Below are 23769 nucleotides of genomic sequence, written 5' to 3' on the forward strand. Positions count from 1 at the left end.
GTAGTTCATCATGCACGTGAAAACAGGATACCTGACCTTACTCGGGGCTCTTCACCTGTTGTTTCCGTTGCAGCCCTCATATGCACAGTCACTGCGCCCGACACTGGATTCCGATGCGGCGCAGACCATCATTGAAGCGTGCAAGCGGAAAGCCCTGGAAAACGACTGGAAAATGGCGATCGCCATTTACGACGACAGGGCGACTCTCCTGGCTTTCCTGAGGATGGACGGCGTCAAGACCGGCAACGTCAGGATCGCGCTTCTCAAGGCGGAGGCAGCGGCAAGCTATGGCCGGCCGACGAAACTGTGGGCCGAGCGCGCGGAGAAGAATCCCGCTTACCTGGGGCTGCCCGCCTTTCCCGGATTCGGCGGAGGGGAAGCCATTTTTGCGAGCGATGGGACGTTGCTGGGCGGGGTCGGTGTATCCGGTTCGTCGGACAGCAACGACGCCGCCTGTGCGCAGGCAGGTATTCTGGCGGCTGAATTGCAATTCCAGACAAATTGAGATAATTGTCGGCTGAATGACGTTATCGACGGAACTTAGGGTGTGAATCGAACGAATTTAAACATTCTGGACATGAAAGTGGCGCCGCTGAGGGTGAAGGTGGCGCATATGCTCCGTGAGGAGATCACCTCGGGGCGACTTCCGCTTGGATCTCAGATTTCCGAGCAAAGCATAGCGGAAGACCTGCAGATCAGCCGGACTCCCGTACGGGAAGCGATCATGTCGCTTGCCGTCGAGGGGCTCGTGGATGTCAGGCCCCAGTCCGGCACCTACGTTTTTGGCCCCGACCCCGATGAAATCGTGTCGATCTGCCAGATGCGTCTCGTGTTGGAATCGGCGGCTCTCAAGATTCTGGCGAAATCCGACCACAAGGAAATTTTCGTTCAGACATTGGTCGACAACGTGAGACAGGCCGCCAAGGCGCTCAGCGTCAATCTCGAAGAGTGTCATCAACTGGACACCGCTTTTCACCGCGCACTGATCGAGGCGAGCGAGAATCCTTTCCTTATTCAGTCCTATCACGGCATTTCCAACAGATTGCATGCTCTAAGGCAACTGTTGCCGTTCACGAAGACCCGGTTGAATGCCGCGCTGAAACAGCATCGTCAATTGATTGCGGCCATCAAGCAAAACGACATAAAGGGCGCGCAGTCGATTATTGAAGAGCATATTGCCAACGTCGAGGCCATGCTCCTTGAAAGGCTCGACAAGCCCAGGGGCAGTCACACGGTGATTCGCTCGCGCGGTTCCAAGCGCGCTTAGTCTCGCTTTGGCATGAGCCACGCTGCGGCGGCGCCCGGCGCAGGCCGCTATCTGGGCGTCGGATGGGCAACCCCGCCCTTGATCACCATTTCGATCGAGCAGAGCGCATCGATGTCTTTCGTCGGGTCCGTCGAGGTGGCGATAACGTCTGCGTAGTATCCCTCCTGGATTCTGCCGATTTGGTCCGCCATGCCCAGATTCTCCGCGGCATTGACCAGAGAGGCCAGCAAGGCCTCCTCGTTGGAAAGACCGGCTTCCACCAGCAGGCCGAACTCTCCGCAGTTCTTGCCGTGACCGTCCATGCCGGAATCCGAACCCAGGGCAATCCTTATTCCCGCTTCGTGCGCCTTGCGGGTTGCCGTGAGCATCTGAGGACCCACGACAAGGGCCTTTTCCTTTTGAGCTGCGGGAAGGGGAGAATCCTCCAGTTCCGCCCAGCGCGAAATGGTATCGCCCGCCAGAAGCGTCGGGACCAGAAAGGCGCCACTCTCCCTGAAGCGAAGAATGCTGCTTTCGTCCAGAAAAGTGCCGTGCTCTATGGAATCGGCGCCCGCGTCCAAAGCGGCATTGATTCCGTCCAGGCCGTGGGCATGGGCCGCAACCCTTCGCCCCAGGGAATGGGCGGTATCGACTATTGATTCCAGCTCCGCGCTTGTGAACTGTTGACCTACGCCGGCGCTGGCTGCGCTGAGAACGCCTCCTGTGGATGTCAACTTGATGGCTTCCGCCGAGTCTCTGATTTGCCGTCGCACGGCCTTGGCGCACTCGTCCGCACCGTCGCACACGCCGGAAGGAGTAAAAAATTCGAAAAGTCCGTGCCGAAACCCGGTACTCCTGTCAATATGTCCGCCTGTCGGGGTAATGGTCTGCCCCGACGCCAGGATTCTTGGACCGGCAACGTCACCGCGGCTGATTCCATCACGCAGCGCATATATCGAATCGGGTCCCCGGGCGCCCAGGTCGCGAACCGTAGTAAACCCGGCCAAAAGAGTCCTCTTGGCGGCCGCCGCGCCAAGAATGGCGCGGTCCGCGTCCGAAAGAACCACAAAGCCCAGGCGCCTGTTACCTACCGGCAGCGCGGTGAGATGGACATGTCCGTCTATCAGCCCTGGAAGAACGTAACTGTCCTTGAGATCAATCAGTGTCGCGGAGCTCGAATCCTCAAACCCCAACTCCCCGGGGGTGGGAAAACCATCCTCCACTCGCGCGACCTTGTCCCCGACGATCACGATCGTCCTGGATTTGGTGGATTCCAGGGCCCCGTCGACGGGAGTTATCAAGGTGCCCGCATGGATAATGGCGACATTCTCGGCAGGGACGGGATTGCCCACCAGCAGAAACACCAACCCGACTATCAAACACCGTGCCCTCCGTGCCTGAACGGCCACGGAATTACCGGCCAGAGACGGGGTATGCAGGAGAATTCTGGCTTCCGGCTGACTCAAGATCATTGTTCCCACAATTCTGAAATACTATGTTAATTCACCCTTGCTATTGTGAAATGCAGAGCCATGGGACGAGTCCGGTAGCGTGACAGACGTGATGACAATAAAACCCGGTTCGAGGCCTCGGGCGTGAGCGGTCTATCTGCAAGCTTCAAGACTGTCGGCGTCCTGGGCGGCATGGGTCCGGACGCGACCATCGACTTCCTGTCTGAAGTGGTCTCGCTCACCAAGGCCGGCTGTGACCAGGACCACATCCCGATGCTGGTCGACAACAACACCAAGGTGCCGAACAGGCAGGCCGCCATCCTGGGAGACGGCGATGATCCGGGTCCGATCATCGGGCAGATGGGACGGCGGCTGGAGGCCGCCGGCGCCGACTTCCTCGTGATGCCGTGCAACTCCGCGCATGCCTTTCTGGAGCCGCTAGCGGAACTCACGACCATACCGCTGATATCGATCATTGAAGTGACCGCCGACGCCTGCAATGACTGCTCGAGCGTCGGGATTCTCGCAACGGACGGCTGCCTCGAGTTCGGAGGTTTCCAGCAAGCCCTGCGCGACCGGGGCATTGCGCCCGTTGTTCCCGACGCACCGGATGTGGCCGGGCTCATGCGACTGATCACCCGAATCAAGGCAGGCGACAAGGGCCCCGAAGTCCAGCGGTTAATGCGCGTTCTCGCCGGGACGCTGGTCGAGCAGGGGGCCGAGGCAATCATCGCCGGCTGCACCGAGATCCCGCTTGTTCTAAGCGAAGGCGAACTGCCCGTTCCGGTCATCAGCTCTACCCGGGCACTGGCCAGGGCGACGGTTGCGGCGGCGGTGGCGGAGAGTCGATGAGTGCGAGAAGGCGATCGTCTCGCGTGTCCCTTCCGGACTATGCGCGTATTTCGGCCTTCGTTTCGGCAAATTTCTCCACGGCGGTTTCCAGGTCCTCCAGCGAATGCGCGGCCGAAATCTGTGTGCGAATGCGGGCCTTGCCTTTTGGCACGACCGGGTAGGAAAACCCGATTACGTAGACCCCTTTCTCGAGCATTCGGTTGGCGAACCGGTTGGCGAGCGCGGCGTCGCCCAGCATGATCGGCACGATGGGGTGCTGTCCCGGCAGGATCTCGAACCCGGCTGCCGCGATCCGCTCCCTGAAAAACCGGGTGTTGGCCCACAAGCGGTCGCGAAGTTCGTTGTCGGCCACGAGAAGTTCGATGGCTTTGAGCGATGCGGTCACGATCGACGGCGCCAATGAATTGGAGAACAGGTACGGCCGGGACCGCTGGCGCAGCAGGTCCACGATCTCCTGCCGCGCGGCGGTATAGCCGCCGCTGGCGCCCCCCAGCGCCTTGCCCAGTGTGCCGGTGACGATGTCGATGCGTTCGACGACCCGGTGATGTTCGGGAGTGCCCCGTCCGTTGTCTCCCATGAATCCCACGCCATGCGAGTCGTCCACCATGACCAGCGCGCCATACCTGTCGGCCAGGTCGCATATACCGGGCAGGTCGGCGACCGCGCCGTCCATGGAAAAGACCCCGTCGGTCGCGATCAGGCGGGTTCGCGCACCGGAAGCGTCCTGAAGCCTGGTCTCAAGCGCCTCCATGTCGTTGTTGCGATAGCGGTGACGCTGCGCCTTGCAGAGCCGGATGCCGTCGATGATGCTGGCATGGTTCAACTCGTCTGAAATGATGGCGTCGTCCGGCCCCAGAAGCGTTTCGAACAGGCCCGTATTCGCGTCGAAGCAGGACGTGTAGAGAATGGTGTCGTCCATTCCCAGGAACTTCGACAGGCTGGCCTCCAGCTCCTTGTGGATCGCCTGGGTTCCGCAGATGAACCGTACCGACGAGAGACCGTATCCCCACCGGTCCAGGCCCTCGTGGGCCGCGCCGATGACTTCCGGATGATCCGCCAGCCCGAGGTAGTTGTTGGCGCACAGGTTGATCACCTGCGCACCGCCGGCCACACCGATGTGGGCCCGCTGGGGCGTGGTCAGTACGCGCTCGTCCTTGTGCAGGCCCTGATCCCGGATCGCTCCCAGAGTCGCGTCGAGTTGACGCGAAACGGCTTCGTACGAATCAGTCATTCCAGTGCAGAATGATCTTCCCGCAATCTCCGGACCGCATGATCTCGAAGGCCTTGGCGAATTCCGAATAATGGAACTGATGGGTGATGACCGGTGTAATGTCGAGCCCGCTCTGCAACATCACGGTCATCTTGTACCAGGTCTCGTACATCTCGCGGCCGTAGATTCCCTTGATGGTCAGCATGTTGAAAACGACCTTGTTCCAGTCGATCGCCATCTTCGTCTTCGGAATCCCCAGCATGGCCACCTTGCCGCCGTGGCACATGTTGTCCAGCATCTCCTCGAAGGCGCGGTCATTGCCCGACATTTCCAAGCCTACATCGAAACCCTCCACCATGCCGAGCTTTTTCTGGGCATCCGCGACGCGCTCGGTTCGCGCGTCCAGCACCAGGGTCGCGCCCATCTTCCTGGCCAGGTCCAATCGGTAGGGATTGACGTCGGTCGCGACCACGTAGCGGGCGCCGGCGTGTCGGGCGACGGCCACCGCCATTGCGCCGATCGGTCCCGAACCGGTGACCAGCACGTCTTCGCCCAGCACCGGAACGGACAGCGCGGTATGCACGGCGTTGCCGAAAGGATCGAAGATCGACGCCACGTCCAGATCGACGTCCGGCGCGTGATGCCAGACGTTGGTCATGGGCAGGACCAGGTATTCGGCAAATGCGCCGGGGCGGTTCACGCCGATCCCCCGGGTATCCGCGCAGAGGTGCCGGCGCCCGGCCAGGCAGTTCCGGCAGGTGCCGCAGACCACGTGGCCTTCGCCGCTGACGATTGCTCCCGGCTCAAAATCGCTCACGTTCGAACCGGTTTCGATCACTTCACCGACGAATTCATGACCCACGACCATGGGCACGTTTATGGTCGCCTGCGCCCAGGCGTCCCAGTTGAAGATACTCAAATCCGTGCCGCAGACACCGGTCCGGTCGATGCGCACGAGAACGTCGTTGATGCCGAGTACCGGTTCCGCAACATCCTGCAACCAGAGCCCCGGTTCGGATCGCGTCTTGACGAGGGCCTTCATGTCGCGAGCGCGTGATTTGGCTTGGAAACCGCTCCAACCGCTTTAATCCGCCAACGGACCATGCACTGCCCAGGTTGCTCGCTTCCCGCTCAAGTCTACCATACTAGTATGCTTTCCTGTAAACACCTTGCCTTGCCGAACCTTATGGGACAGAACACTGGGGCCGCGCGTCGGTAAACTGCCGGCTGGGATGAACGACATCAAGAAGAAAGGGCTGCTGGGGTCGTGGTCGCTGGTAGCGGGGCTTACGACCGTGTCCCGCGTGCTGGGACTCGCGCGCGAGATCGCCTTCGCATGGTTCGTCGGCGCGGGCGTGGTCATGGACGCGTTCATCGTCGCCTTCCGGATCCCTAGCCTGTTCCGGCATTTCTTCGCCGAGGGGGCGCTGTCGCAGAGCTTCGTGCCGGTTTACTCGGAGCGCATGGAGGCCGGAGACGGCGGGGAAGAGCTGGCGGACCTGCTGGGCCGGGTCATGGGCACGCTGGGCGCGGTGGTGGCCCTGGTGTCGCTGGTCGGAGTGATATTTGCGCCGATCTTCGTGTGGCTGTGCGCTCCCGGTTTCGCGCTGCAGGGCGGCGAGTCCTACGAACAGGCGATCACGATGCTGCGCCGCACCTTCCCGTACCTGTTCTTCATCTCGATCACGGCCATGCTGGCCGCGGTGCTGAACGCCCACCGCAAGTTTGCCGCAGCGGCCTTCACCCCCGTCATGATGAACATCTGCCTCATTGCGGCGGCAAGCCTTTACGCAATGCAGTCGGAAACGCAGGGCGCGGTGCTCGGCTGGGGCGTGTTCGTCGCGGGGCTGGCGCAGATGACGTTCCTGCTGTTCTTCGCCCGCTCCACCTGCGGTCCGTTCCGGCTGCAATGGGGCTGGCGCGACTCGAAGGTGCGGCGAATCCTGACCCTGATGGTGCCGGTCATCATCGGTTCGTCGGCGGCCCAGGTGGGCGTGGTCCTGGACACGATCCTTGCCAGCTTCCTGGTGTCCGGGAGCATCAGCTGGCTCAACTTTTCCCAGCGCCTGATGGAATTTCCGCTGGGCGTGTTCGGCGTGGCGCTGGCCACGGTGGCGCTGCCCAAGCTGTCGCGCCTGCACGCCGCCGGAGAACGTGAAGAGTACCTGGCGTCCACGGGCTGGGCGATCCGTTCGGGGCTGGCCATTTCGCTGCCCTGCGCCGCCGGGCTGTTCATCCTCGCGGAGCCGATCATGGCGACCCTGTTCCTCGGCGGAAAGTTCAGTCTCCAGGATGTCGAAATGGCGGCCGTGAGTCTCCAGGCCTATGCCGTGGGACTGCCCGGACTGATCGGGATCAAGACGCTGGTGCCGTCGTTCTTCGCCCGCCAGGACATGAAGACGCCGGTCAAGGTGGCGGTGGCGGCGCTGGCCTGCAAGTTCGCGGTGACGCTGCCGTTGCTCTGGTACTGGGTGGCACAGGATCTGCACGCGCCGCACGCGGTGCTGGCGGGCGGCACGGCGCTGGGCGCGACGATCAATGCGGCCGTCCTGTGGCTGCTGTTCAGGCGCCAGGACCCCGAGGGCAAGCGGGGCGCGATGTTCAAGCCGCTGCTCAGGATCGCGGTCGCGGTGGGCCTGTTATCGATGCTGCTGATCGAATTCGCGCCCGCGCCGGCGCTCTGGCCGGAGGTTTCGCGAATCGTACGGGTGCTGTGGATACTGGCTTGCGTGGGCGGCGCCGCGGCGGCCTATTTCCTCTGCCTGTTCCTGACCGGCCACCGCTGGCGCGATACTTCCTACCTATAATTCCATACACCGTAGCTTTTCCGCGCCGCAAGCGATGCTTCTCCTACGCCGAATTTCCCGCTTGCCGGCCTCCATCGACCGCGGATGCGCCGTAACCATCGGCGGTTTCGACGGAATGCACGTCGGTCACCAGGAGGTCCTCGGCCGGGTCCTCAAGGCGGCCCGCGAACGCGACCTGGCGTCGGTCGTGTTCAGTTTCGAGCCGTCTGCCAAGGAATTCATGGCGCGCGGAACGCCACCGCCCCGGCTGATGTCGCTGCGCGAGAAATGCGCCGCGCTGAACGCCGCCGGCGTCGATGCCTTCTATTGCCCGCCGTTCAACGATGCGATCCGCACGCTTTCGCCCGACAACTTCATGCGCGATCTGCTGGCCGGACTGCTCAAGGCGCGGCACGTGATCCAGGGGCCGGATTTCCGGTTCGGCTACAGGCGCAGCGGCGGCATGGATGAACTGGCGGCGGGCGGGCGGCAGCTCGGATTCAGCGTGGAGCAGGCGCCGCCCGTGAGTGTCGACGGCGAGCGTGTTTCCAGCACCGGAGTGCGGCGGGCGCTGGCGGCCTCGGACCTGACGCAGGCCGCGAGGCTCCTGGGGCGCCGCTACTGCATGGGCGGGCGCGTCATTCACGGCCTGAAGATCGGCGCCGCAAAGCTGGGCTATCCAACGGCCAACATTGCCCTGAAAGGCCGCGTCAGTCCCATTGACGGGATCTTCGCCGTGCGCGTGCACGGGGTGGAGGAAGAGCCGCTGGCGGGCGTGGCCAGCATCGGCTATCGGCCCACGGTGGGCGGCACGGAGAAGATCCTGGAAGCGCATATCTTCGACTTCAGCGGCAATCTGTACGGACGTTTCCTGGACATCGAGCCGGTGGCGAAGCTGCGCGACGAAGTGCATTTCAAGAACCTCGAGGAATTGCGCGTGCAGATGGACCGCGACGCCGACCAGGCCCGCGAACTCTTGCGCGCCGCGTAGTCGTTCGCCACACTTCCGCTTCAAGCACAGTTCACAGCGACATGCCCGACTACCGCGATACCCTGAACCTGCCGCGTACGGCTTTCCCGATGCGCGCCAACCTGGCGCGCCGCGAGCCGGAAATGCTGCGCGAGTGGGAGAGCAGCGGCCGCTACGGGCGCATCCGCGAGCACATGGCCGGGCGCGAGAAGTTCACGTTGCTGGACGGCCCGCCGTACGCCAACGGCTCGATCCACATTGGTCACGCCTACAACAAGGTGCTCAAGGACCTCATCGTGAAGTCGAAGATCCTCGACGGTTACGACGCGCCCTACGTTCCAGGCTGGGATTGCCACGGCCTGCCGATCGAGGTGCGCGTGGAGCGGGAACTGGGACACGAGGCCGCCGCAATCGACGGCGCGGCCTTTCGCGAAGCCTGCCGGCGCTACGCAGCCAGCCAGGTCGACGGCCAGCGCGAGGATTTCCGCCGGCTGGGCGTGCTGGGCGAGTGGGAGCGCCCGTACCTGACCATGGCGGCACGGTACGAGGCCAACCAGATCCGGGCGTTCGCCGAGATATTCGCCCGCGGGCACGTCTATCGCGGCCAGAAGCCGGTCCACTGGTGCCTGGACTGCGGGTCCGCGCTGGCGGAAGCGGAAGTCGAATACGAGGACAAGACCTCGATTGCCGTCGACGTGCGTTTCGTGGCCGACGATCCCGTCGATTTCCTTGCCCGCATTCCGGGCGTGGAGGCAAGCGACGCACTACTGTGCATCCCGATCTGGACCACCACGCCGTGGACCCTGCCGGCCAATCGCGCGGTGGTGCTCAGCGACACTTTCGACTACGTGCTCATGGAGGCGGAGATCGACGGGCGGACCGAGCGCCTGATTTTGGCGCGCGGGCTTGCCGACGACGCCCTTGAGCGCTACGGCGCGACCGGCGCGCGCGAACTGGCTGCGCTCAAGGGCGCGCAACTCGCGGGCGTGAATTTACGGCATCCCTTCTACGATCGCCTGGCGCCCGTGCTGATCGCCGACTACGTCACGCTGGAAGCGGGCACCGGCGCCGTGCACACCGCGCCTGCGCACGGGCTGGACGACTTTGCGACCTGCCGCAAGGCGGGTCTGCCGGTGGACAACCCGCTGGGTATCGATGGCCGCTTCCGGAAAGACACGGGCCTGGTGGGCGGGCTGCATGTCGAGGAGGCCGACAAGCGCATTCCCGACCTGCTCGCGGAGCGCGGCATGCTGCTTTGCCGGGAGAGCTACCGGCACAGCTATCCGCACTGCTGGCGGCACCATCGGCCGCTCTTGTTTACGTCGACGCCGCAGTGGTTTGTGGGGCTTGACCGGGAGGGTCTGCGCGACCAGGCGGCCGGCGCCATCGGGACAGTGGACTGGTATCCGGGATGGGCCGAACAGCGCATCGCGGGAATGGTCGAGACCCGCCCGGACTGGTGCATCTCGCGCAGCCGCTCCTGGGGCGTCCCGCTGCCGCTGCTGGTGGATCGGGAAACCGGCGAGCCGCACCCGGACTCGGCGCGTCTGATGTACGAGATCGCCGAACGGATGGACGAGAAGGGCATCGAGGCGTGGTTCGCGCTGGACCCGGCCGAAATGCTTGGAGACGAGGCGGAGCGCTACCGCAAGGTGACCGACGTGATGGACGTCTGGATGGACTCCGGCCTCGTGCATCGCTGCGTGGGCGCCGAGCACCCGGAGATCGACAACCCCGCCGACCTCTACGTGGAAGGTTCCGATCAGCACCGCGGCTGGTTCCAGTCGTCCCTGCTGACCTCGGTGGCCATCGACGGCCGCGCGCCGTATCGCGCGGTTTTGACGCACGGTTTCGCGGTGGACGAGCAGGGGCGCAAGCAGTCGAAGTCGCTCGGCAACGTGGTGGATCCGCGCGATGTGGTCGACAAGCTGGGCGCGGACGTGCTCCGGCTGTGGGTCATGACCACCGACTACCGGCGCGAAATGAGCATTTCTCCGGACATCCTCACGCGCGCGTCCGACGCCTATCGCCGTATGCGCAACACGGCCCGGTTCCTGCTCGGCAACCTCAACGATTTCGATCCCGCCCGACATGCGGTGGCGCCGGAGAACGCCGTGGACCTGGACCTCTGGGCGCTGCGGCGGACCCGCGAACTCAATGAATCGGTGTGGAAGCACTACCGCAACTACGAGTTCCACCCGATATTCCAGCAGGTGCACAACTTCTGCGTCGTGGACATGGGCAATTTCTACCTGGACGTGATCAAGGACCGCCTCTACACGATGCCGGCGGACAGCCACGGCAGGCGCTCGGCGCAGACCACGCTGTGGCACATCGGCGAATGCCTGGCGCGCTGGCTGGCCCCGGTGCTCAGCTTCACCATCGAGGAGTTCTGGAAGGAATTTCCCGGCGACCGCCCCGAATCAGTGTTCATGTCCGAGCCGCACGAGCTGCCGGATCTGCCCGAATGCCGGGCGGACTGGGACACGTTGCGCGAGACGCGCACGCAGGTGCTGGGTGTAATGGAGGAAGCACGCAAGGCCGGCGAGGTGGGCTCGTCGCTGGAGGCGGAGCTTGTCGTGCCGGCCGATGACGCCACGCTGCCCGCATTGAGGGAACTGGGAGACGAGTTGCGCTTCGTATTTATTTCCGCGGCGGTGGAGCTTGAGACGGGCGAGGCGGGACAGGCGCCCTTGTGCCGGGCAAGCGAGCATCCGAAGTGTGAGCGCTGCTGGCACCGCCTGCCGGTGCGCCCGGAAGGTGAAGAACATGCGGGTTTGTGCGAACGTTGCGTCTTGAACGTCGAAGGCGAGGGCGAGGAGCGGGTCTGGGCATGAAAGCGCCTAGGTTCAGCGCATTACTTTGGGTGTCTGCCGGCGTGGCTGTCGCGGACCAGATCGTGAAGTGGATTGTCGCCGCGCGCCTCGACGAGTTGCAGCGCATCGTGGTGCTGCCGTTCTTCGACCTGGTGCGCTGGCACAACACCGGCGCCGCCTTCGGCCTGCTGTCCAGCGCGTCGGGCTGGCAGAACGCGATGTTCCTTGTGCTGGGACTGGTGCTGGTGGCATTCCTGGTATCGATGATGCGCGGCGCCTCGAAGGATGGAGACGCGCTGTGGGGGTTGGGGCTGGCGTTGATGACCGGCGGCGCGGTGGGCAATCTGATCGACCGCGTTGCGCGCGGCTATGTGCTGGACTTCATCTCGGTGCACTACGGCGGCTGGTACTTCCCGGCCTTCAACGTCGCCGATTCGGCCATCACCGTGGGCGTTTCCCTGGTGCTCCTGTACCTGATCCAACAAACCCGCACCACCTCAAATTAGGGCCAGCAGGCGTCCGTAGTGTCTTCACCGTCGGCGCTTTCGGATGCGCGCCGGCCAGTGGAATCAACGGACAGAACGCGGCACTGCTCGTCGCCGGCCTGGGGGCCTTCCAGGTCAGTGACTGCCTCTACCGCGAAGCCGTTGGACAAAGCGCCTTCTGGCGCCCGCAGGCGAAGTTGGTAGTAGCCGCGCTCGGTGCCGGCGACGCCCAGTCCCGCGGGCGGGGGTGCCGCCAGTTCGACCGCGCGGGCATAGCGACCGTTTTCGAAATAGAAGCGCTCCTGCAGGACCGCTACGCGCACCAGCGCGTCGGTGGCGTCCAGCCGCCGCGCTCGCTCAATCTGTTTGATCCACAGGGGCGTGGCCGCCGCGGCCAGCAACGCGAGGATGGCCAGCGTCACCAACAGCTCCGTCAAACTGAAACCCCAGCCACCCTGGGAGGGAGGGCGTCCCCGCCCTCCCATCACACACACCTGAGGCACGCAACCGGGTCTCATTCCACGTCCTCGCGCCAATAACGCCGAACGGGCGGTTCCGCGGAATCCTCCGGGCAATCGTCGTCCTTCCGGCAAATTTCGATCTCGTCCGGCAATTCGGCGTCCAGCTCGCCGTTCGCCAGCAGCATGAAGCCCACGACGACCGGCGCTCGGGCTCGCGGCCCGGCGGTCCCCAACGCGCCAATCTCGAAGTGCAGTGCTCGTTGCGGAGTCTCCGCCTCTTCAAATCCGGCCGGAACCGCGGTCGTTTCAACATGTCGCACGGACCACTCCACACAGCGGGAAGCGATTCGGCAATAACGGCCGTTCTGCGGCGCATCCAGCCGAAAACGCTCGGCGGACAGCGCCATTGCAACTCCTGTTTCCGCCAGCCGGACCGCCTCTGCGTATTCCCTTGCGTTGCGGACCTGCAGCCATTGCAGCGCTACATCGCCCTTGCCGGCCACGGCCAGCAGCGAAAGCGCCGCCAGCACCATCAGCACCACGGCCAGGACGACTCCGCTCTCGGAATCCTCAATCCTGGCGTGCATTCGCCACCACCTCGCTCGCGCTCACCAGAAGGCGGCGCCTTGCATCATCGAAACTGCGCGCCGCGCGGTCCGCGTAGGTGTAGGTACTCCCGTCCACATGCCCGGTCTCGGGGCTGTCGTGCCGCAACAGCAGCCAGAACCGGACCGCCACGACCCGCGCTCCGGACGGCCTGGACGCCGCCGCATCGACCACCCGGTCCGCCACGCCGTCGCGGTCGGTGTCGAGCGCCAGGCGAACCTGGAAGTCCTCCACGCCCGCCAGGATCTCCTCGTCGCGCAGCAGTCCGCCCCTGACCAGCGTCTTGCGCCGCAGCGACGGCTCGCCGGAGTCGTGACTGGACCGGGCGGAAACATACCAGGCGTGCACGACGAGATCTCGAATCTCGGTTTCGCCTTCCAGGGGCGGTGGCGAGCCTGCAGAGAACACGATTGCTTCCAGGCGCGACGAATGAACCTGCAACCTCCGCGATTCCACGCCGGTGGTCGCCTGGCCCGCGCGGCGAATCTCCAGCACGTCGGTTCCCGGTTGCAGACGGTTTCGGTACGGGGAGCAGGGCAGGGGCCATTCATCGGCGGCGGCCACGTATTCGTCGAACCGAAAGGCCCAGGAGCTCACGTCCGCCCTGCTGCAGCGCACCGACGCCCCTGCTGCCACGCGAAGCGCCATGGCATCCGAATTGAGCCCCCAGAATCCCGCCGAACGAATGTCGGCGCGCAGTAGTTCCAGCGCGAAACGCGCTTTCTCCTCGAGGCTGTGCAGATTGTCCGCCGCCCGGGCGGACTGGCGCATGGACTGCGCGGAGCCGAAGACCCCCAGCAGCAGCAGGCTTGAGACGGCGAGCGATACGAGCAGCTCGGCCAGGCTGTTGCCACTCTGGCTTTCGCGGCCGGGCTCTATCGGCCGGCCCACAGAACCAGCCGGGTATCGTCGCCAACGCCCGCGGGCCAGCTCAGCTCGACCCGATATGCCGGTGGCGTGCCGCCCAGCGCCGTTACCTCGCATTGCAGTCCCGGCAAGGCGGACGCGGCCTGCCGCCGCCACGCGCCCAACTCTCCTCCGCCGGCCGCCGAAGGACTCGCGCCGATCCGGGCGGCGAGGTCCTGCGCCAGCATCTCGGCAAGAAAGTAACTGTGTGCGGCGCGGCTTTCCTTCAAACGCTCGCTGATCAGCGCACCGGCCCCGAGCAGGCCCAGGCTGAACACGGCCACTGCGAGCAGGCATTCGACCAGGCTGAAGCCGCTTTCCGGCTCAGCCGGGCGGGCAGGAAAGCGGGTCGCCACCGCTGGCGGTATCGGCAAGCCGCGGCCTGCCGATGTTGTTGACGACGATTGCGCGCGCCGCGCTGCTTCCGCGCCGGTCGCAGACGACCAGCGTGCCGTTGGTGGAGCGCCCGCGGAACGGCCTGAACACGAACCGGGTGCGATTCGAGCGAATGGACAAACCGGCCTGGCCCCGCGATCGGTAGAGGATCGAATCCGGCGGCGGTGCATAGGGCGTGGAACCCGTTGAGCCGTCGTGGACAATCCAGCCGGCGCCCCAATCCTCCGCGGCCCCGCACCGCGATCCGTCCGGGCTGGGACACACAGTCGTGTCCCGGCCGTTCTCGGCGGCCGTGCGGCGTGCGAAGTGCAGGCTGCGGATCAATCCGTTGATCGTCGTGCTCCGCTGCAGATTGAGCATTCCGGTAGTGATCACGGGCTGGGCCAGGAGGACTGCAATGGAGCTGACAGTCAGTGCGATCAGGAGTTCCAAAAGCGAAAAGCCACGCATCATGCGATCCCTTGCAAGCGCCGTTCCCGCGGGCGCAGAAGGGAAAATACGCGCTTGACGGAGCCCGCTGAAGACACCAATTGCGCGCGTTCGCCGACTAATCCGGCAAACGGGGTTTGCGATACAATCCGGCCTCTCTGGTGCAGCGCAAGGCGCTCGCGCGCAAGGGATTGGGCGAACGCAGTTAGCGCTGGACCACCCGGCCGGAATAGCTCAGCTGGTAGAGCAACGCATTCGTAATGCGTAGGTCGTCAGTTCGAATCTGACTTCCGGCACCACATAAGAATCGCATGCGACTCATTATTGGAATTTCGGGCGCCAGCGGCGTGATTTACGGCATCCGGCTGCTGGAGGCGCTGCGCGAAGCCCCGGAGGTGGAGACTCACCTTATTATCAGCAACGGGGGCAAGGTCAATATCGCGCTGGAGACGGACTGGAAGGTCCGGGACGTGGAGGCGCTGGCGGACGTCGTGTACTCCGACAGCGACGTGGCGGCCACGATCGCCAGCGGCTCTTTCGCTACCGGCGGGATGATCGTGGCGCCCTGTTCGATGAAGACGCTGGGCGCGATCGTGAATTCCTACGCGGCCAACCTGCTGGTGCGCGCGGCGGACGTCACGCTGAAGGAGGGCCGGAAGCTGGTGCTGGCGCCGCGCGAGACGCCGCTGCACGCCGGCCATTTGCGGCTGATGCACGAGGCGGCGCTGATGGGGGCGGTCGTTGCGCCGCCGGTTCCGGGCTTCTACGCCAAGCCCGCCAGCGTGGAAGACGTCGTCAACCACACCGTCGGAAGGCTGATGGACCTGTTCGGCCTGGAAACGGACCTCGTGCGCCGCTGGCCGGGCGGCAAGGAAGCCGCGAAGAACTAAGAGGTAGGCGGGCGCCGGGCGCAGGTGGTCCAGTGACGGATGCGCCAGTCGCCGTCTATTTTCTCCGCCACCAGCGTACCCATGCCTTGCTTGGTGCGCCTCTGCCCGTCCCGCTCGGCGGAGGCCGTGAATACGAACACACCGTAGGAAAGATCGCCGTTGCCGAAGGCGTGCACCAGTTCCGCCTTGTATTCCATGTTTTTCAACACTCCCAGCTCAAGGCTGAGGTGATTCTTGTCATAGTCCTCCCAGCCGTAGTTGGGATAGCTGGATTCGACACTCAGAAACGCCTCGTCGGTACGCATGCAGGCCTCGACTTCGGAAAGCTTCGCAGACTCGACGCCCTTGGCGTAACGATCCAGCAATTCCTGCAGTTCGCGTTGCACTCCGCTCAGGGATTCCGCGGGACCGAGCAACGGCATGTCGGACAAGGGGCGCGTCACCCACGCCGGCATTTCTCTTCCACCTGGTGCGGCCATGACGATGTCTCCTGTTGTGCGTGAACCGGTCTCAACTTTACCGCAGACTCGGCGTACCGGCTAGAATTGCGCGCCATGAACGAGCGGAAAACGGCCATCGTAACGGGATCGGCCACAGGTGTCGGCGCGGCCGCGGCGGAGTTGCTGGCGGAACGCGGCTGCAACGTCGTCGTGAACTACACGCGCAGCGAGAAAGAGGCGCACGAGACGGCCGGGCGCTGCGAGGCGGCCGGCGCGGAGACGCGGGTCGTGCAGGCGGACGTTTCCGAGGACGACGACTGCCTGAAGTTGGCGGCGGCGGCCATGGACGCCTGGGGGCGGATCGATTACCTGGTCAACAACGCCGGGCGGACCAAGTTCAACCCCTTCGCCAATCTTCACGGCATCGACAAGCAGGACTTCCTCGACATCTACGCGGTCAACGTGGTGGGCACCTACCAGATGATCCGCGCCGTGGAGCCGCACATGCGGGCGCTGGACAGCGGCGCCGTGGTCAACAACTCTTCGATCGGAGGCGTGACGGGCATTGCGTCCTCGATTCCCTATGCCGCGTCCAAGGCCGCCCTGAACCTGATGACGAAGTCGCTTGCGCACGTGCTGGGACCGGAAATCCGCATCAACAGCGTCGCGCCCGGCATGATACAGACGCGCTGGCTGCAGGGCGGCATGGGCGACGAGGCTTACCAGGCGATGCTGGACATGGCCACCCAGGCACTGCCGCTGAAACAGGTCGCCGAGCCGCACCACGTCGCCGAGGTCATCGTCTGGTTCCTGGAAGGCGCCCCGCTGGTGACCGGCGAGACCCTGATCGCCGACAGCGGCATACACCTGGGCCAACTGCCCACACTCGCCACCGGCGACTCCGACTAGTGCTCCGTTGACACCGGGCGCGGATACGAGCGCCGGTCTGGCGCAACTCAAGGCGCGGCTGAAGCTGCCGGCGTTCGCCGCGCCCATGTTCCTGGTTTCCGGGCCCGACCTCGTGATCGAGGCCTGCAGGGGCGGCCTGATCGGCGCATTCCCGTCGCTCAACGCCCGTCCTCTCGAGACGCTGGAGGACTGGCTCAAGCAAATTTCGACGACGCTGGATGAAGAAGAGCGGGCAAATTCCGGCACGACCGCTCCCTGGGCCGTCAACCTGATCGTTCATCGCACCAACAAGCGGCTGGCCGCCGACCTCGACCTCACCGTCAAATACCAGGCCCCGATGGTCATCAGCTCGCTGGGCAGCCCGAGGCTGGTGCGCGAGGAAGTGCATTCCTACGGCGGCCTGCTGTATTGCGACGTCAACAGCCTGTTCTACGCACACAAGGCGGCCGACGCTGGCGTCGACGGCCTGATCCTGGTGGCGGCCGGCGCCGGCGGACATACCGGCATGATCACGCCGTTCGCGTTCGTGGCCGAGGTGCGCAAGTTCTTCGACGGCGCCATCGTGCTGGCCGGAGGCATCTCCTCGGGCGCCGACATTGCCGCGGCAATTGCGATGGGCGCGGATTTCGCCTACGTCGGAACCCGGTTCATCGCCGCGCGCGAAAGCCTGGCGTCGGACGGCTACAAGCAGATGCTCGTGGACAGTGGCGCCGACGACCTGGTGCTGACTCCCTACTTCACCGGCGTACCCGCCAACTTCCTCAAGGCGAGCATTAAGAAAGCCGGGATCGACCCCGCCGAGTTGGGGAAGGCCAATCCGGAAATCCAGTTCGACAACGAGGAGAAGCGCGGAAATGCCTGGCGCGACATCTGGTCGGCCGGGCAGGGCGTGGGATCGGTCGAGAGCGTGCTCAGCACCGCCGAACTCGTCGCGGAGCTCGAAGACGGCTACCGCGAGGCCATAGCTCGCCTCAACAGGAACTAGCAGGCAGCCTGGACTGGCTCGGTGCCCCGCCTAGCCGGTGGGCCAGCGGGTGTGGTGCAGGTCGATCACGTAGTCGTGCGAGTGGCGCAGGGGCTCGTGGCGGTGCGGATGGCTGTGCGGTTCCTCGCCTTCGTCGCCTTGGTGAGCATGCTGGTGATGGCGGTCGTGGAAGTGCCTGTGGGTGTGTTCCACCCCCTCATGCTCGTGCAGGAGTTCCTCGTGGTCCTTGCGCGGCCACAGCCGAGTGCCCGCCAGCGCCAGCACGATGCAGAGCAGTCCGAGGATCAGGCCGGCGGTCGATAGTCCAAGCGTCGTGCCCAGCCATCCCGCTAACGGATACCCCACCAGCCACGCGCAATGCGACAGCGAGAAGTGCGCCGAGAAATACGCTGGCAGGTCGGCCGGGTTGGAGGACCGGTTGATGACTCTTCCCGAGGGCGTATAGACCCAGGAACCGCCGGCGCCCATGATCGTCCACATCACCAGCACCGGGACCAGGCCGGGTGAAAGAATCATGAAAAGTGCGGCGAATCCGGCCAGCAGCGCGCCGCGCGATATCAGCTGGCGGCTCTTGATGCGGCGCAGGATCAGCGGCGTGGTGAGGGCCGCCGCCATCGATCCGCCGCCGTAGGCGAGCATGGTCACGGCCACCAGGTAGTCCGCACCGCCGAGCACGGTGCGCACGTAATCGACGTTGTTCACCAGCACCGCGCCGCTGACCATGGCGGCGCCGAAATAGAGCACCAGCAGTGCCCGCAGACGGGGCGTGGCCAGATACGAACGTACGCCGAAGGTCACGTCGTCGAGCACCTTGCCCGTGCGCTCCACCGGGGCGATCTTCGGCAGGCGGGTGATGATGATGAGCAGCGCAGAGATCAGGAACGCGGCGGAATTCAGCTCGAACAACAGCTCGAAGCCGCTGCCGGCGGCCATCAGCGTGATCGCCAGCATCATGCTGCCGACCGTTTCCAGATCGTAGGCCAGGCGGGTCCAGGACAGCGCCCGCGTGTAAGTGGCCTGGTCCGGCAGCACGGTGGGAATGATTGCCTGGAACACCGGCTTGAACGCCGCCGACAGCGCCTGCACGGCGAAGATCAGCAGGTAGATCTGCCATTCCGTGGTCACGAAGGGCAGCAGCAGGACCAGTCCGGCACGCAGCACGTCGCTCGTCACCAGGATGCCCTTGCGCGAGGTCCGGTGCGCCAGGCCGCCGCAGATCGGCGCCAGGAACACGTAGGCGATCATCTTGATCGACAGGGCCGTGGCCAGGACCGGCGCAGCCTGGCCGCCGGTCAGCCGGTAGGCCAGCAGTTGCAGGCCCACGGTGCTCAGGCCCGTTCCGACCAGCGCGATGACCTGGGCCGCGAACAGCCGCCGGAAACCCGCGTAGCGGAAAGGGTTATCCCGCATCGGAAGCGTGTCCTTACTCATCCCCTCTCTCCATACAGCCGGCGCAGTTCCGTCTTCAGCAGCTTGCCTTGCGGGCTGATCGGCAGTTCGTTCACGATCTTCACCTGCTTCGGAATCTTATAGCGGGCCAGGTTGGCGCGGCATTGCTCCAGCACATCCTGCTCGGTCACGCGCTTGCCCTTGCGCGGCAGCACCAGCGCCATGCCGACTTCGCCCCACTTCGGATCGGGCACGCCGATCACGCCCGCCATGCTGACCGCCGGCATCCTGACGACCACGTTCTCGATCTCCACCGGATAGATGTTCTCGCCGCCGGATATGAACATGTCCTTGATCCGGTCCACGATCGTGAGAATGCCCTCGTCGTCCATGCGGGCCGCGTCGCCGGTGCGGAACCAGCCGTTCACCCGGGACGCGGCCGTGAGTTCCGGGTCGCGCCAGTATCCGGGCGTGACGCCCGGGCCCCGCAACTGGATCTCGCCCACCTCGCCGCGCGGCAGCTCATGGCCTTCGTCGTCCCCGACCTGCACCTCCACGTGCATCATCGCGTGGCCTGCCGAGCCCAGCAGCTCGCGGGCGCGGTGCGGCGGGGTCATTGTCACGCTGAAACACTCCGTCAACCCGTAGGACTGCGCCAGGGCCACGCCCTTGGCCTCCCAGGTGCGCAGCAGTTGCACGGACGCGGGAGCGCTGCCCACGCCAAGGCAGGCCAGCGCCGGAAACTCCGCGCTTTCGAATTCCGGCAACTCGCTCATCATCAGGTAGTGCGTGGGCACGCCGATGCAATGGGTGATGCCCATTTCGGCGTCCGTCAGGTAGCCGAGGCACTTGCGCGCGTCCCAGCGGGGCATCACGTTCACGCATCCGCCGTAGTGGAACAGCGACGTGCCTGCAGCGTTCAGGCCGGCCGTGTGAAACAGCGGGGCGTAGGTCAGGCTCACCGAATCCCGCGACAGGCCCGCGTGCAGGGCGCCGCACAGCACGGTGTTATGGACCATGCGGTAGTTGTACATGACCCCCTTGGGCCTGCCCGTGGTGCCGGAGGTGTACAGCAGGCAGTTCAGGTCGTCGCCGGTCAGCGGCGGCATGACCGCCTCCGCCTCATGACCGGCAATCAGCCGCTCGTGGTCCGAATCGCCGCCCGTGCGGCGGATCAGCAGCGCCCCGTCATTCCAGCCCTCGGCCAGAGGCGCGTATTCCTCGTCGCAGAACACGGCCTTCGGCTCGGCGTGCGAAAGCAGCTCCGCGATCTCCACCGGGTGCAGCCGCCAGTTCAGCGGCATGAACAGCGCGCCCAGCTTCCAGCAGGCGAACATGAGTTCGTAGAAGTCGGTGCTGTTGGCGGCGATGATGGCCACGCGGTCGCCCTTGCCCACGCCGTGCTCCATAGCCAACCCCGTGGCCAGGCGCATGCTTCGTTCGTTGAACCGCGCGTAGGTGAACCGGCGGCCGGTGCCGAGGTCCACGCAGGCAAGCGAGTCGGCGTTGTGCCGGGCGTGGTAGGCCAGCCAGTCGTAGACCCTGTCGCTGCTCAATTGGCGCTCCGCATGCGCTGGCCGGCTCCTGCCCGTGGAAAGAAACGGTAAATTGCATTAGGCTGCGCCTTTACGCAAGTACCGGCGGGAGGTTTGTTCATGGCATACGAGGATTTTCGGGCATTTCTTGATCTGCTGGAGGAGCGCGACGACCTGCGCCGCATCAAGGAACCGCTTTCGGTGGGGCTGAACGAGTCCGATCTGCAGCCGCTCATGGCGCTTCTGCACAGCGGCCCCAATCGCGCCCTGATCCTTGAGAACCTGACCGGCTACAACACGCCGGACGTCCCCGTCGCATTCAATCCGTACGGTTCGCGCGAGCGCACCGCGCTGTGCATCGACGAAGAAGACGTGCTCGACGCCAAGCACAAGCTTGCGCGCGTACTTGCGGATCCCGCGAGCTGGCACAAGCCGGTGATGGTCGATCGGGAGGACGCACCGTGCAAGGAGGTCGTGATTTCCGAAAACGAGGTGTCGCTGGGCAAGCAGATTCCGCACGTCTGGTTCGGCAAGGAAGGGCCGGGCTACATCACCAACGGCATCGCGATTACCAAGGACCCCGAAACCGGCGCCCGCAACGTGGGCTGGTACCGGCATACCCAACTCTGGAACGCCCAGCATCCGGCCGGGGGCGAGTATTCGCAGCACAACCAGGACCGCTGCCTGGCGGTTTTCGTCTACTGGAACCCGCCGATGAATCACGGCGGCCTGCACCTGGCCAAGGCCATTGCCGCGGGCAAGACCCTGGAAATCGCGATTGCCTGCAACTGCGACCCGGCGCTGCACCTGGCTTCCGCCACCGGCCTGCCGTTCGGCCAGGACGAATACGACTTTGCCGGCGGCCTGCGCGGCGCGCCGCTGGAGCTCGTGAAATGCGACACGGTGGACATCGAAGTTCCCGCCACCGCCGAATACGTGCTGGAAGGCGAGTTCCTGCCCGGCCAGCAGGAGCAGATCGGCTGGCATTCCAATCCGCTGGGCTACTACGACGCGGTGCAGGTGTTCCCGCTGATGCAGGTCAACCACATCACCCACCGCAAGAACCCGATCTGGCACTCGACGATGGAGATGGTGCCGCCGTTCGATCACAACTACCTGGCGCTGCTGCCGGTGGAGGGCGAAGTCCTGAGCGACCTGGGGCGCAAGATTCCCGAGGTCAAGGACGTGGTGGTTACGCCCAACATGACCTACATCGTGCAGCTCTCCGTGGACGGCGCCACCAAGCCGCATCCGGAGTTCGGCAAGTACGTATTGCACGCCGTCTGGGGTGCGGCTGGGCGCTGGGGGCGCACGGCCAAACTGGTGATCGTGGTGGGACCGGACGTCAATCCCTACGACCTGGCTTCGGTGGAGTGGGCGATCATGACCCGGGTGCAGCCCGTGTCGGACATCATCATGAACCCTTCCGGCCAGGCTTTCGTGCTGGACCCCTCGGCGCCGAAGTCGGCCCAGGGCGTGCCGGTGCAGTCCGAGCAGATGGGCATCGACGCCACGGTGAAGATCCCCGAGCGCTTTAACGAGTACCCGGAAGTCAGCCAGGCCGATCCCGCCGACGTGGCGGCGCTGGCCAAGCGCCTGGGCGACGCGCTGGATTAGGGCCAACAGGTTCCAGCATGGCGGAGCCGGTCGACCTCTCGAAACTTCCGCGGCTGACGAGCCGCGACGCGGTCGGCGGAGAACTGGTCTCGGTGGACGCCGAGGCGGGCGTCGTAACGGCGTCCTACCGGCCCCCGCAGGAGCTGGCCAATCCGATCGGTTCGCTGCAGGGAGGCTATGCGCTTGCGATGCTCGACGACGTGAGCGGCTCCACGACCTGGTTCGGTGGCGGCGGGCGCCCGTTCACGACGGCGCAGATCTCCGCCAACTTCCTCAAGGCCGTGCCGATGGGCGAACCGCTGCTGGGGGAGGCCCGGATCGTGCACAACGGCCGCCGCCAATCCGTGGTCGAGGCGGAACTCAGGCGCGAGAAGGATGGCGCCGTGCTGGTCCGGGCCACGGTGATGAACGTATACCTGAAGTAATGCCATCGCGATCGGGTACTTTCGGGCGCGAGCCCTGGGAGCGAAGGCGTCCCGCCTTCGAGTAGGGCGGGATGCCCTCCTCCCGATCCTCACCCGCCGCGCCCGCGGAAGCGGTGCGCGCGGACGTGCGCCGGGCGTTGCGTGAAGACGTGGGCGCCGGCGACGTATCAGCCGGATTGCTGCCTGGGGATTCGCATGCCGCGGCGGTGGTCCTCGCGCGCGAGGAGTGCGTGCTGTGCGGGCGCGACTGGTTCGAGGAAGTGTTCCGGGCCTGCGACGAGCGGATCGCGGTTCGCTGGCTAGTTGCCGAGGGCGGATCGACCACGGCGGGCGAGGCCGTATGCGAGCTGGAAGGACCGGTTCGCGGGCTGCTCAGCGGCGAGCGCTCGGGCCTGAACTTCCTGCAACTGCTGTCGGCCGTGGCAACGCAGACGCGCGCCATGGTAAAGGCGCTGGAAGGCTCCCGCGCGGTCCTTCTGGATACCCGCAAGACGCTGCCCGGCCTGCGCCAGGCGCAGAAATACGCGGTGCGCGTGGGCGGCGGAAGCAATCACCGCATGGGCCTGTACGACGCGGTCCTGCTCAAGGAAAACCACATCGCCGCGGCCGGCGGCGTGCGCCAGGCGCTCCAGGCGGCCCGAGATCGCGGCGGCAACCTGCCGGTCACCGTGGAAGTCCAGGACCTGGAAGAATTCGTCGAGGCGCTGGACGCCGGGGCCGGCTGGATCATGCTGGACAACTTCTCGCTGGATCAGCTATCCGCTGCCGTCGTTGCGCGCGACCGGCGCGGCCGCGACGTGATCCTGGAGGCCTCCGGATCCATCGGGCTGGGCAACATTGCCGAAGTGGCGGCCACCGGCGTGGACCGCATTTCGGTGGGGGCCCTGACCAAGAACGTCAGAGCCTGCGACTTCTCGATGCGCCTGAAGGATTGAGGACGGGACGTCCTCTTTCCCAGGTGGACG

Annotated in this window: 24 protein-coding genes and 1 tRNA gene; 14 read left to right on the forward strand and 11 right to left on the reverse strand. The window is 65.1% G+C overall.

The window, feature by feature from the left end; translation table 11 throughout:
- The first annotated feature begins 10 nt into the window (after window positions 1-10).
- Window positions 11-505 (forward strand): heme-binding protein, encoded by a 495-nt coding sequence (locus F4036_12325; protein MYK38525.1) that lies wholly within the window; start codon window positions 11-13, stop codon window positions 503-505.
- 42 nt (window positions 506-547) lie between these two features.
- Window positions 548-1267 (forward strand): GntR family transcriptional regulator, encoded by a 720-nt coding sequence (locus tag F4036_12330; protein ID MYK38526.1) that lies wholly within the window; start codon window positions 548-550, stop codon window positions 1265-1267.
- Window positions 1268-1314: 47 nt separating this feature from the next.
- On the opposite strand, the gene F4036_12335 is transcribed toward F4036_12330, so the two are convergent.
- Window positions 1315-2718 carry an amidohydrolase family protein gene (locus F4036_12335; GenBank protein ID MYK38527.1) on the reverse strand — a complete coding sequence of 468 codons (1404 nt, stop codon included), beginning with the start codon at window positions 2716-2718 and terminating at the stop codon, window positions 1315-1317.
- A 123-nt stretch (window positions 2719-2841) separates the two neighbouring features.
- Between F4036_12335 and F4036_12340 the strand changes: the two genes are divergently transcribed.
- Window positions 2842-3549 (forward strand): amino acid racemase, encoded by a 708-nt coding sequence (locus tag F4036_12340; protein ID MYK38528.1) that lies wholly within the window; start codon window positions 2842-2844, stop codon window positions 3547-3549.
- Between the two features lie 37 nt (window positions 3550-3586).
- Here F4036_12340 and F4036_12345 read toward each other — a convergent pair whose 3' ends face one another.
- Together F4036_12345 and F4036_12350 are read right to left on the reverse strand one after the other, a co-directional pair.
- Window positions 3587-4780 (reverse strand): glycine C-acetyltransferase, encoded by a 1194-nt coding sequence (locus F4036_12345; protein ID MYK38529.1) that lies wholly within the window; start codon window positions 4778-4780, stop codon window positions 3587-3589.
- Window positions 4773-5801: an L-threonine 3-dehydrogenase gene (locus F4036_12350; protein MYK38530.1), complete on the reverse strand. Its 1029-nt coding sequence runs from the start codon at window positions 5799-5801 to the stop codon at window positions 4773-4775. The genes F4036_12345 and F4036_12350 overlap by 8 nt, the downstream gene beginning before the upstream one ends.
- A 190-nt stretch (window positions 5802-5991) precedes the next feature.
- Between F4036_12350 and murJ the strand changes: the two genes are divergently transcribed.
- The 4 genes from murJ to lspA are packed head-to-tail and all read left to right on the forward strand — an operon-like array spanning window position 5992 to window position 11837.
- Entirely contained in the window at window positions 5992-7566 is a 1575-nt protein-coding gene (gene murJ / locus F4036_12355) for a murein biosynthesis integral membrane protein MurJ (protein ID MYK38531.1), read from the forward strand.
- A gap of 34 nt (window positions 7567-7600) precedes the next feature.
- Window positions 7601-8536, forward strand: a complete 936-nt coding sequence (locus F4036_12360; protein MYK38532.1) for a bifunctional riboflavin kinase/FAD synthetase — start codon at window positions 7601-7603, stop codon at window positions 8534-8536.
- A 41-nt stretch (window positions 8537-8577) separates the two neighbouring features.
- Window positions 8578-11352 (forward strand): isoleucine--tRNA ligase, encoded by a 2775-nt coding sequence (gene ileS / locus F4036_12365; protein ID MYK38533.1) that lies wholly within the window; start codon window positions 8578-8580, stop codon window positions 11350-11352.
- Window positions 11349-11837, forward strand: coding sequence for a signal peptidase II (gene lspA, locus F4036_12370; protein ID MYK38534.1), 489 nt, complete (start codon window positions 11349-11351; stop codon window positions 11835-11837). The genes ileS and lspA overlap by 4 nt, the downstream gene beginning before the upstream one ends.
- On the opposite strand, the gene F4036_12375 is transcribed toward lspA, so the two are convergent.
- Genes F4036_12375 through F4036_12395 form a run of 5 tightly spaced genes read right to left on the reverse strand, consistent with a single transcriptional unit; the run spans window position 11834 to window position 14638 of the window.
- Window positions 11834-12334, reverse strand: coding sequence for a prepilin-type N-terminal cleavage/methylation domain-containing protein (locus F4036_12375; GenBank protein ID MYK38535.1), 501 nt, complete (start codon window positions 12332-12334; stop codon window positions 11834-11836). The two genes, lspA and F4036_12375, sit on opposite strands and share 4 nt — an antisense overlap.
- On the reverse strand, window positions 12331-12864 hold the full coding sequence (locus F4036_12380) for a hypothetical protein (GenBank protein MYK38536.1): 534 nt from the start codon (window positions 12862-12864) through the stop codon (window positions 12331-12333). The genes F4036_12375 and F4036_12380 overlap by 4 nt, the downstream gene beginning before the upstream one ends.
- On the reverse strand, window positions 12848-14086 hold the full coding sequence (locus tag F4036_12385; protein MYK38537.1) for a hypothetical protein: 1239 nt from the start codon (window positions 14084-14086) through the stop codon (window positions 12848-12850). The genes F4036_12380 and F4036_12385 overlap by 17 nt, the downstream gene beginning before the upstream one ends.
- Window positions 13759-14289, reverse strand: a complete 531-nt coding sequence (locus tag F4036_12390; GenBank protein MYK38538.1) for a prepilin-type N-terminal cleavage/methylation domain-containing protein — start codon at window positions 14287-14289, stop codon at window positions 13759-13761. Before F4036_12390 ends, F4036_12385 begins: the two co-directional genes overlap by 328 nt.
- On the reverse strand, window positions 14114-14638 hold the full coding sequence (locus F4036_12395) for a prepilin-type N-terminal cleavage/methylation domain-containing protein (GenBank protein ID MYK38539.1): 525 nt from the start codon (window positions 14636-14638) through the stop codon (window positions 14114-14116). The genes F4036_12390 and F4036_12395 overlap by 176 nt, the downstream gene beginning before the upstream one ends.
- A gap of 199 nt (window positions 14639-14837) precedes the next feature.
- Between F4036_12395 and F4036_12400 the strand changes: the two genes are divergently transcribed.
- Together F4036_12400 and F4036_12405 are read left to right on the forward strand one after the other, a co-directional pair.
- Window positions 14838-14913, forward strand: a tRNA-Thr gene (locus tag F4036_12400).
- A gap of 12 nt (window positions 14914-14925) precedes the next feature.
- Window positions 14926-15504 carry a UbiX family flavin prenyltransferase gene (locus tag F4036_12405; GenBank protein ID MYK38540.1) on the forward strand — a complete coding sequence of 193 codons (579 nt, stop codon included), beginning with the start codon at window positions 14926-14928 and terminating at the stop codon, window positions 15502-15504.
- Here F4036_12405 and F4036_12410 read toward each other — a convergent pair.
- Window positions 15501-15983: a nuclear transport factor 2 family protein gene (locus tag F4036_12410; GenBank protein ID MYK38541.1), complete on the reverse strand. Its 483-nt coding sequence runs from the start codon at window positions 15981-15983 to the stop codon at window positions 15501-15503. The two genes, F4036_12405 and F4036_12410, sit on opposite strands and share 4 nt — an antisense overlap.
- A 75-nt stretch (window positions 15984-16058) precedes the next feature.
- Between F4036_12410 and F4036_12415 the strand changes: the two genes are divergently transcribed.
- Together F4036_12415 and F4036_12420 are read left to right on the forward strand one after the other, a co-directional pair.
- The gene (locus tag F4036_12415; GenBank protein ID MYK38542.1) at window positions 16059-16853 is read left to right on the forward strand and encodes an SDR family oxidoreductase; all 795 of its coding nucleotides are present in this window, start codon (window positions 16059-16061) and stop codon (window positions 16851-16853) included.
- An 85-nt stretch (window positions 16854-16938) separates the two neighbouring features.
- Window positions 16939-17838, forward strand: a complete 900-nt coding sequence (locus F4036_12420) for a nitronate monooxygenase (GenBank protein ID MYK38543.1) — start codon at window positions 16939-16941, stop codon at window positions 17836-17838.
- Between the two features lie 30 nt (window positions 17839-17868).
- Here the strand turns inward: F4036_12420 and F4036_12425 are convergent, their stop codons facing one another.
- Window positions 17869-19248 carry an MFS transporter gene (locus F4036_12425; GenBank protein MYK38544.1) on the reverse strand — a complete coding sequence of 460 codons (1380 nt, stop codon included), beginning with the start codon at window positions 19246-19248 and terminating at the stop codon, window positions 17869-17871.
- A 17-nt stretch (window positions 19249-19265) separates the two neighbouring features.
- Complete coding sequence (locus F4036_12430; protein ID MYK38545.1) at window positions 19266-20783, reverse strand: long-chain fatty acid--CoA ligase; 1518 nt, start codon at window positions 20781-20783, stop codon at window positions 19266-19268.
- A gap of 99 nt (window positions 20784-20882) precedes the next feature.
- On the opposite strand from F4036_12430, the gene F4036_12435 reads away from it, so the two are divergent.
- The 3 genes from F4036_12435 to nadC all read left to right on the forward strand — a co-directional run bounded on the left by F4036_12435 (window position 20883) and on the right by nadC (window position 23739).
- Window positions 20883-22379: a UbiD family decarboxylase gene (locus tag F4036_12435; protein ID MYK38546.1), complete on the forward strand. Its 1497-nt coding sequence runs from the start codon at window positions 20883-20885 to the stop codon at window positions 22377-22379.
- Window positions 22380-22396: 17 nt separating this feature from the next.
- Window positions 22397-22804, forward strand: coding sequence for a PaaI family thioesterase (locus F4036_12440; protein ID MYK38547.1), 408 nt, complete (start codon window positions 22397-22399; stop codon window positions 22802-22804).
- A 71-nt stretch (window positions 22805-22875) separates the two neighbouring features.
- Window positions 22876-23739 (forward strand): carboxylating nicotinate-nucleotide diphosphorylase, encoded by an 864-nt coding sequence (nadC, locus tag F4036_12445; protein MYK38548.1) that lies wholly within the window; start codon window positions 22876-22878, stop codon window positions 23737-23739.
- Window positions 23740-23769: the final 30 nt, after the last annotated feature.

It is taken from the genome of Gammaproteobacteria bacterium, assembly GCA_009845905.1.
In the GTDB taxonomy this organism is placed as follows: Bacteria; Pseudomonadota; Gammaproteobacteria; order Steroidobacterales; family Foliamicaceae; genus Foliamicus.

Bases quoted from the DNA above. Each gene is read 5' to 3' on its own strand.
- lspA (MYK38534.1), top strand. From the start codon at position 11,349: ATGAAAGCGCCTAGGTTCAGCGCATTACTTTGGGTGTCTGCCGGCGTG.
- F4036_12425 (MYK38544.1), bottom strand. From the start codon at position 19,248: ATGCGGGATAACCCTTTCCGCTACGCGGGTTTCCGGCGGCTGTTCGCG.
- F4036_12410 (MYK38541.1), bottom strand. From the start codon at position 15,983: ATGGCCGCACCAGGTGGAAGAGAAATGCCGGCGTGGGTGACGCGCCCC.
- F4036_12415 (MYK38542.1), top strand. From the start codon at position 16,059: ATGAACGAGCGGAAAACGGCCATCGTAACGGGATCGGCCACAGGTGTC.
- F4036_12375 (MYK38535.1), bottom strand. From the start codon at position 12,334: ATGAGACCCGGTTGCGTGCCTCAGGTGTGTGTGATGGGAGGGCGGGGA.
- F4036_12380 (MYK38536.1), bottom strand. From the start codon at position 12,864: ATGCACGCCAGGATTGAGGATTCCGAGAGCGGAGTCGTCCTGGCCGTG.
- F4036_12350 (MYK38530.1), bottom strand. From the start codon at position 5,801: ATGAAGGCCCTCGTCAAGACGCGATCCGAACCGGGGCTCTGGTTGCAG.
- F4036_12335 (MYK38527.1), bottom strand. From the start codon at position 2,718: ATGATCTTGAGTCAGCCGGAAGCCAGAATTCTCCTGCATACCCCGTCT.
- F4036_12405 (MYK38540.1), top strand. From the start codon at position 14,926: ATGCGACTCATTATTGGAATTTCGGGCGCCAGCGGCGTGATTTACGGC.
- F4036_12385 (MYK38537.1), bottom strand. From the start codon at position 14,086: ATGCCTGCTCGCAGTGGCCGTGTTCAGCCTGGGCCTGCTCGGGGCCGG.
- nadC (MYK38548.1), top strand. From the start codon at position 22,876: ATGCCCTCCTCCCGATCCTCACCCGCCGCGCCCGCGGAAGCGGTGCGC.
- F4036_12325 (MYK38525.1), top strand. From the start codon at position 11: ATGCACGTGAAAACAGGATACCTGACCTTACTCGGGGCTCTTCACCTG.
- F4036_12395 (MYK38539.1), bottom strand. From the start codon at position 14,638: ATGATGCGTGGCTTTTCGCTTTTGGAACTCCTGATCGCACTGACTGTC.
- F4036_12360 (MYK38532.1), top strand. From the start codon at position 7,601: ATGCTTCTCCTACGCCGAATTTCCCGCTTGCCGGCCTCCATCGACCGC.
- murJ (MYK38531.1), top strand. From the start codon at position 5,992: ATGAACGACATCAAGAAGAAAGGGCTGCTGGGGTCGTGGTCGCTGGTA.
- F4036_12435 (MYK38546.1), top strand. From the start codon at position 20,883: ATGGCATACGAGGATTTTCGGGCATTTCTTGATCTGCTGGAGGAGCGC.
- F4036_12345 (MYK38529.1), bottom strand. From the start codon at position 4,780: ATGACTGATTCGTACGAAGCCGTTTCGCGTCAACTCGACGCGACTCTG.
- ileS (MYK38533.1), top strand. From the start codon at position 8,578: ATGCCCGACTACCGCGATACCCTGAACCTGCCGCGTACGGCTTTCCCG.
- F4036_12440 (MYK38547.1), top strand. From the start codon at position 22,397: ATGGCGGAGCCGGTCGACCTCTCGAAACTTCCGCGGCTGACGAGCCGC.
- F4036_12420 (MYK38543.1), top strand. From the start codon at position 16,939: ATGTTCCTGGTTTCCGGGCCCGACCTCGTGATCGAGGCCTGCAGGGGC.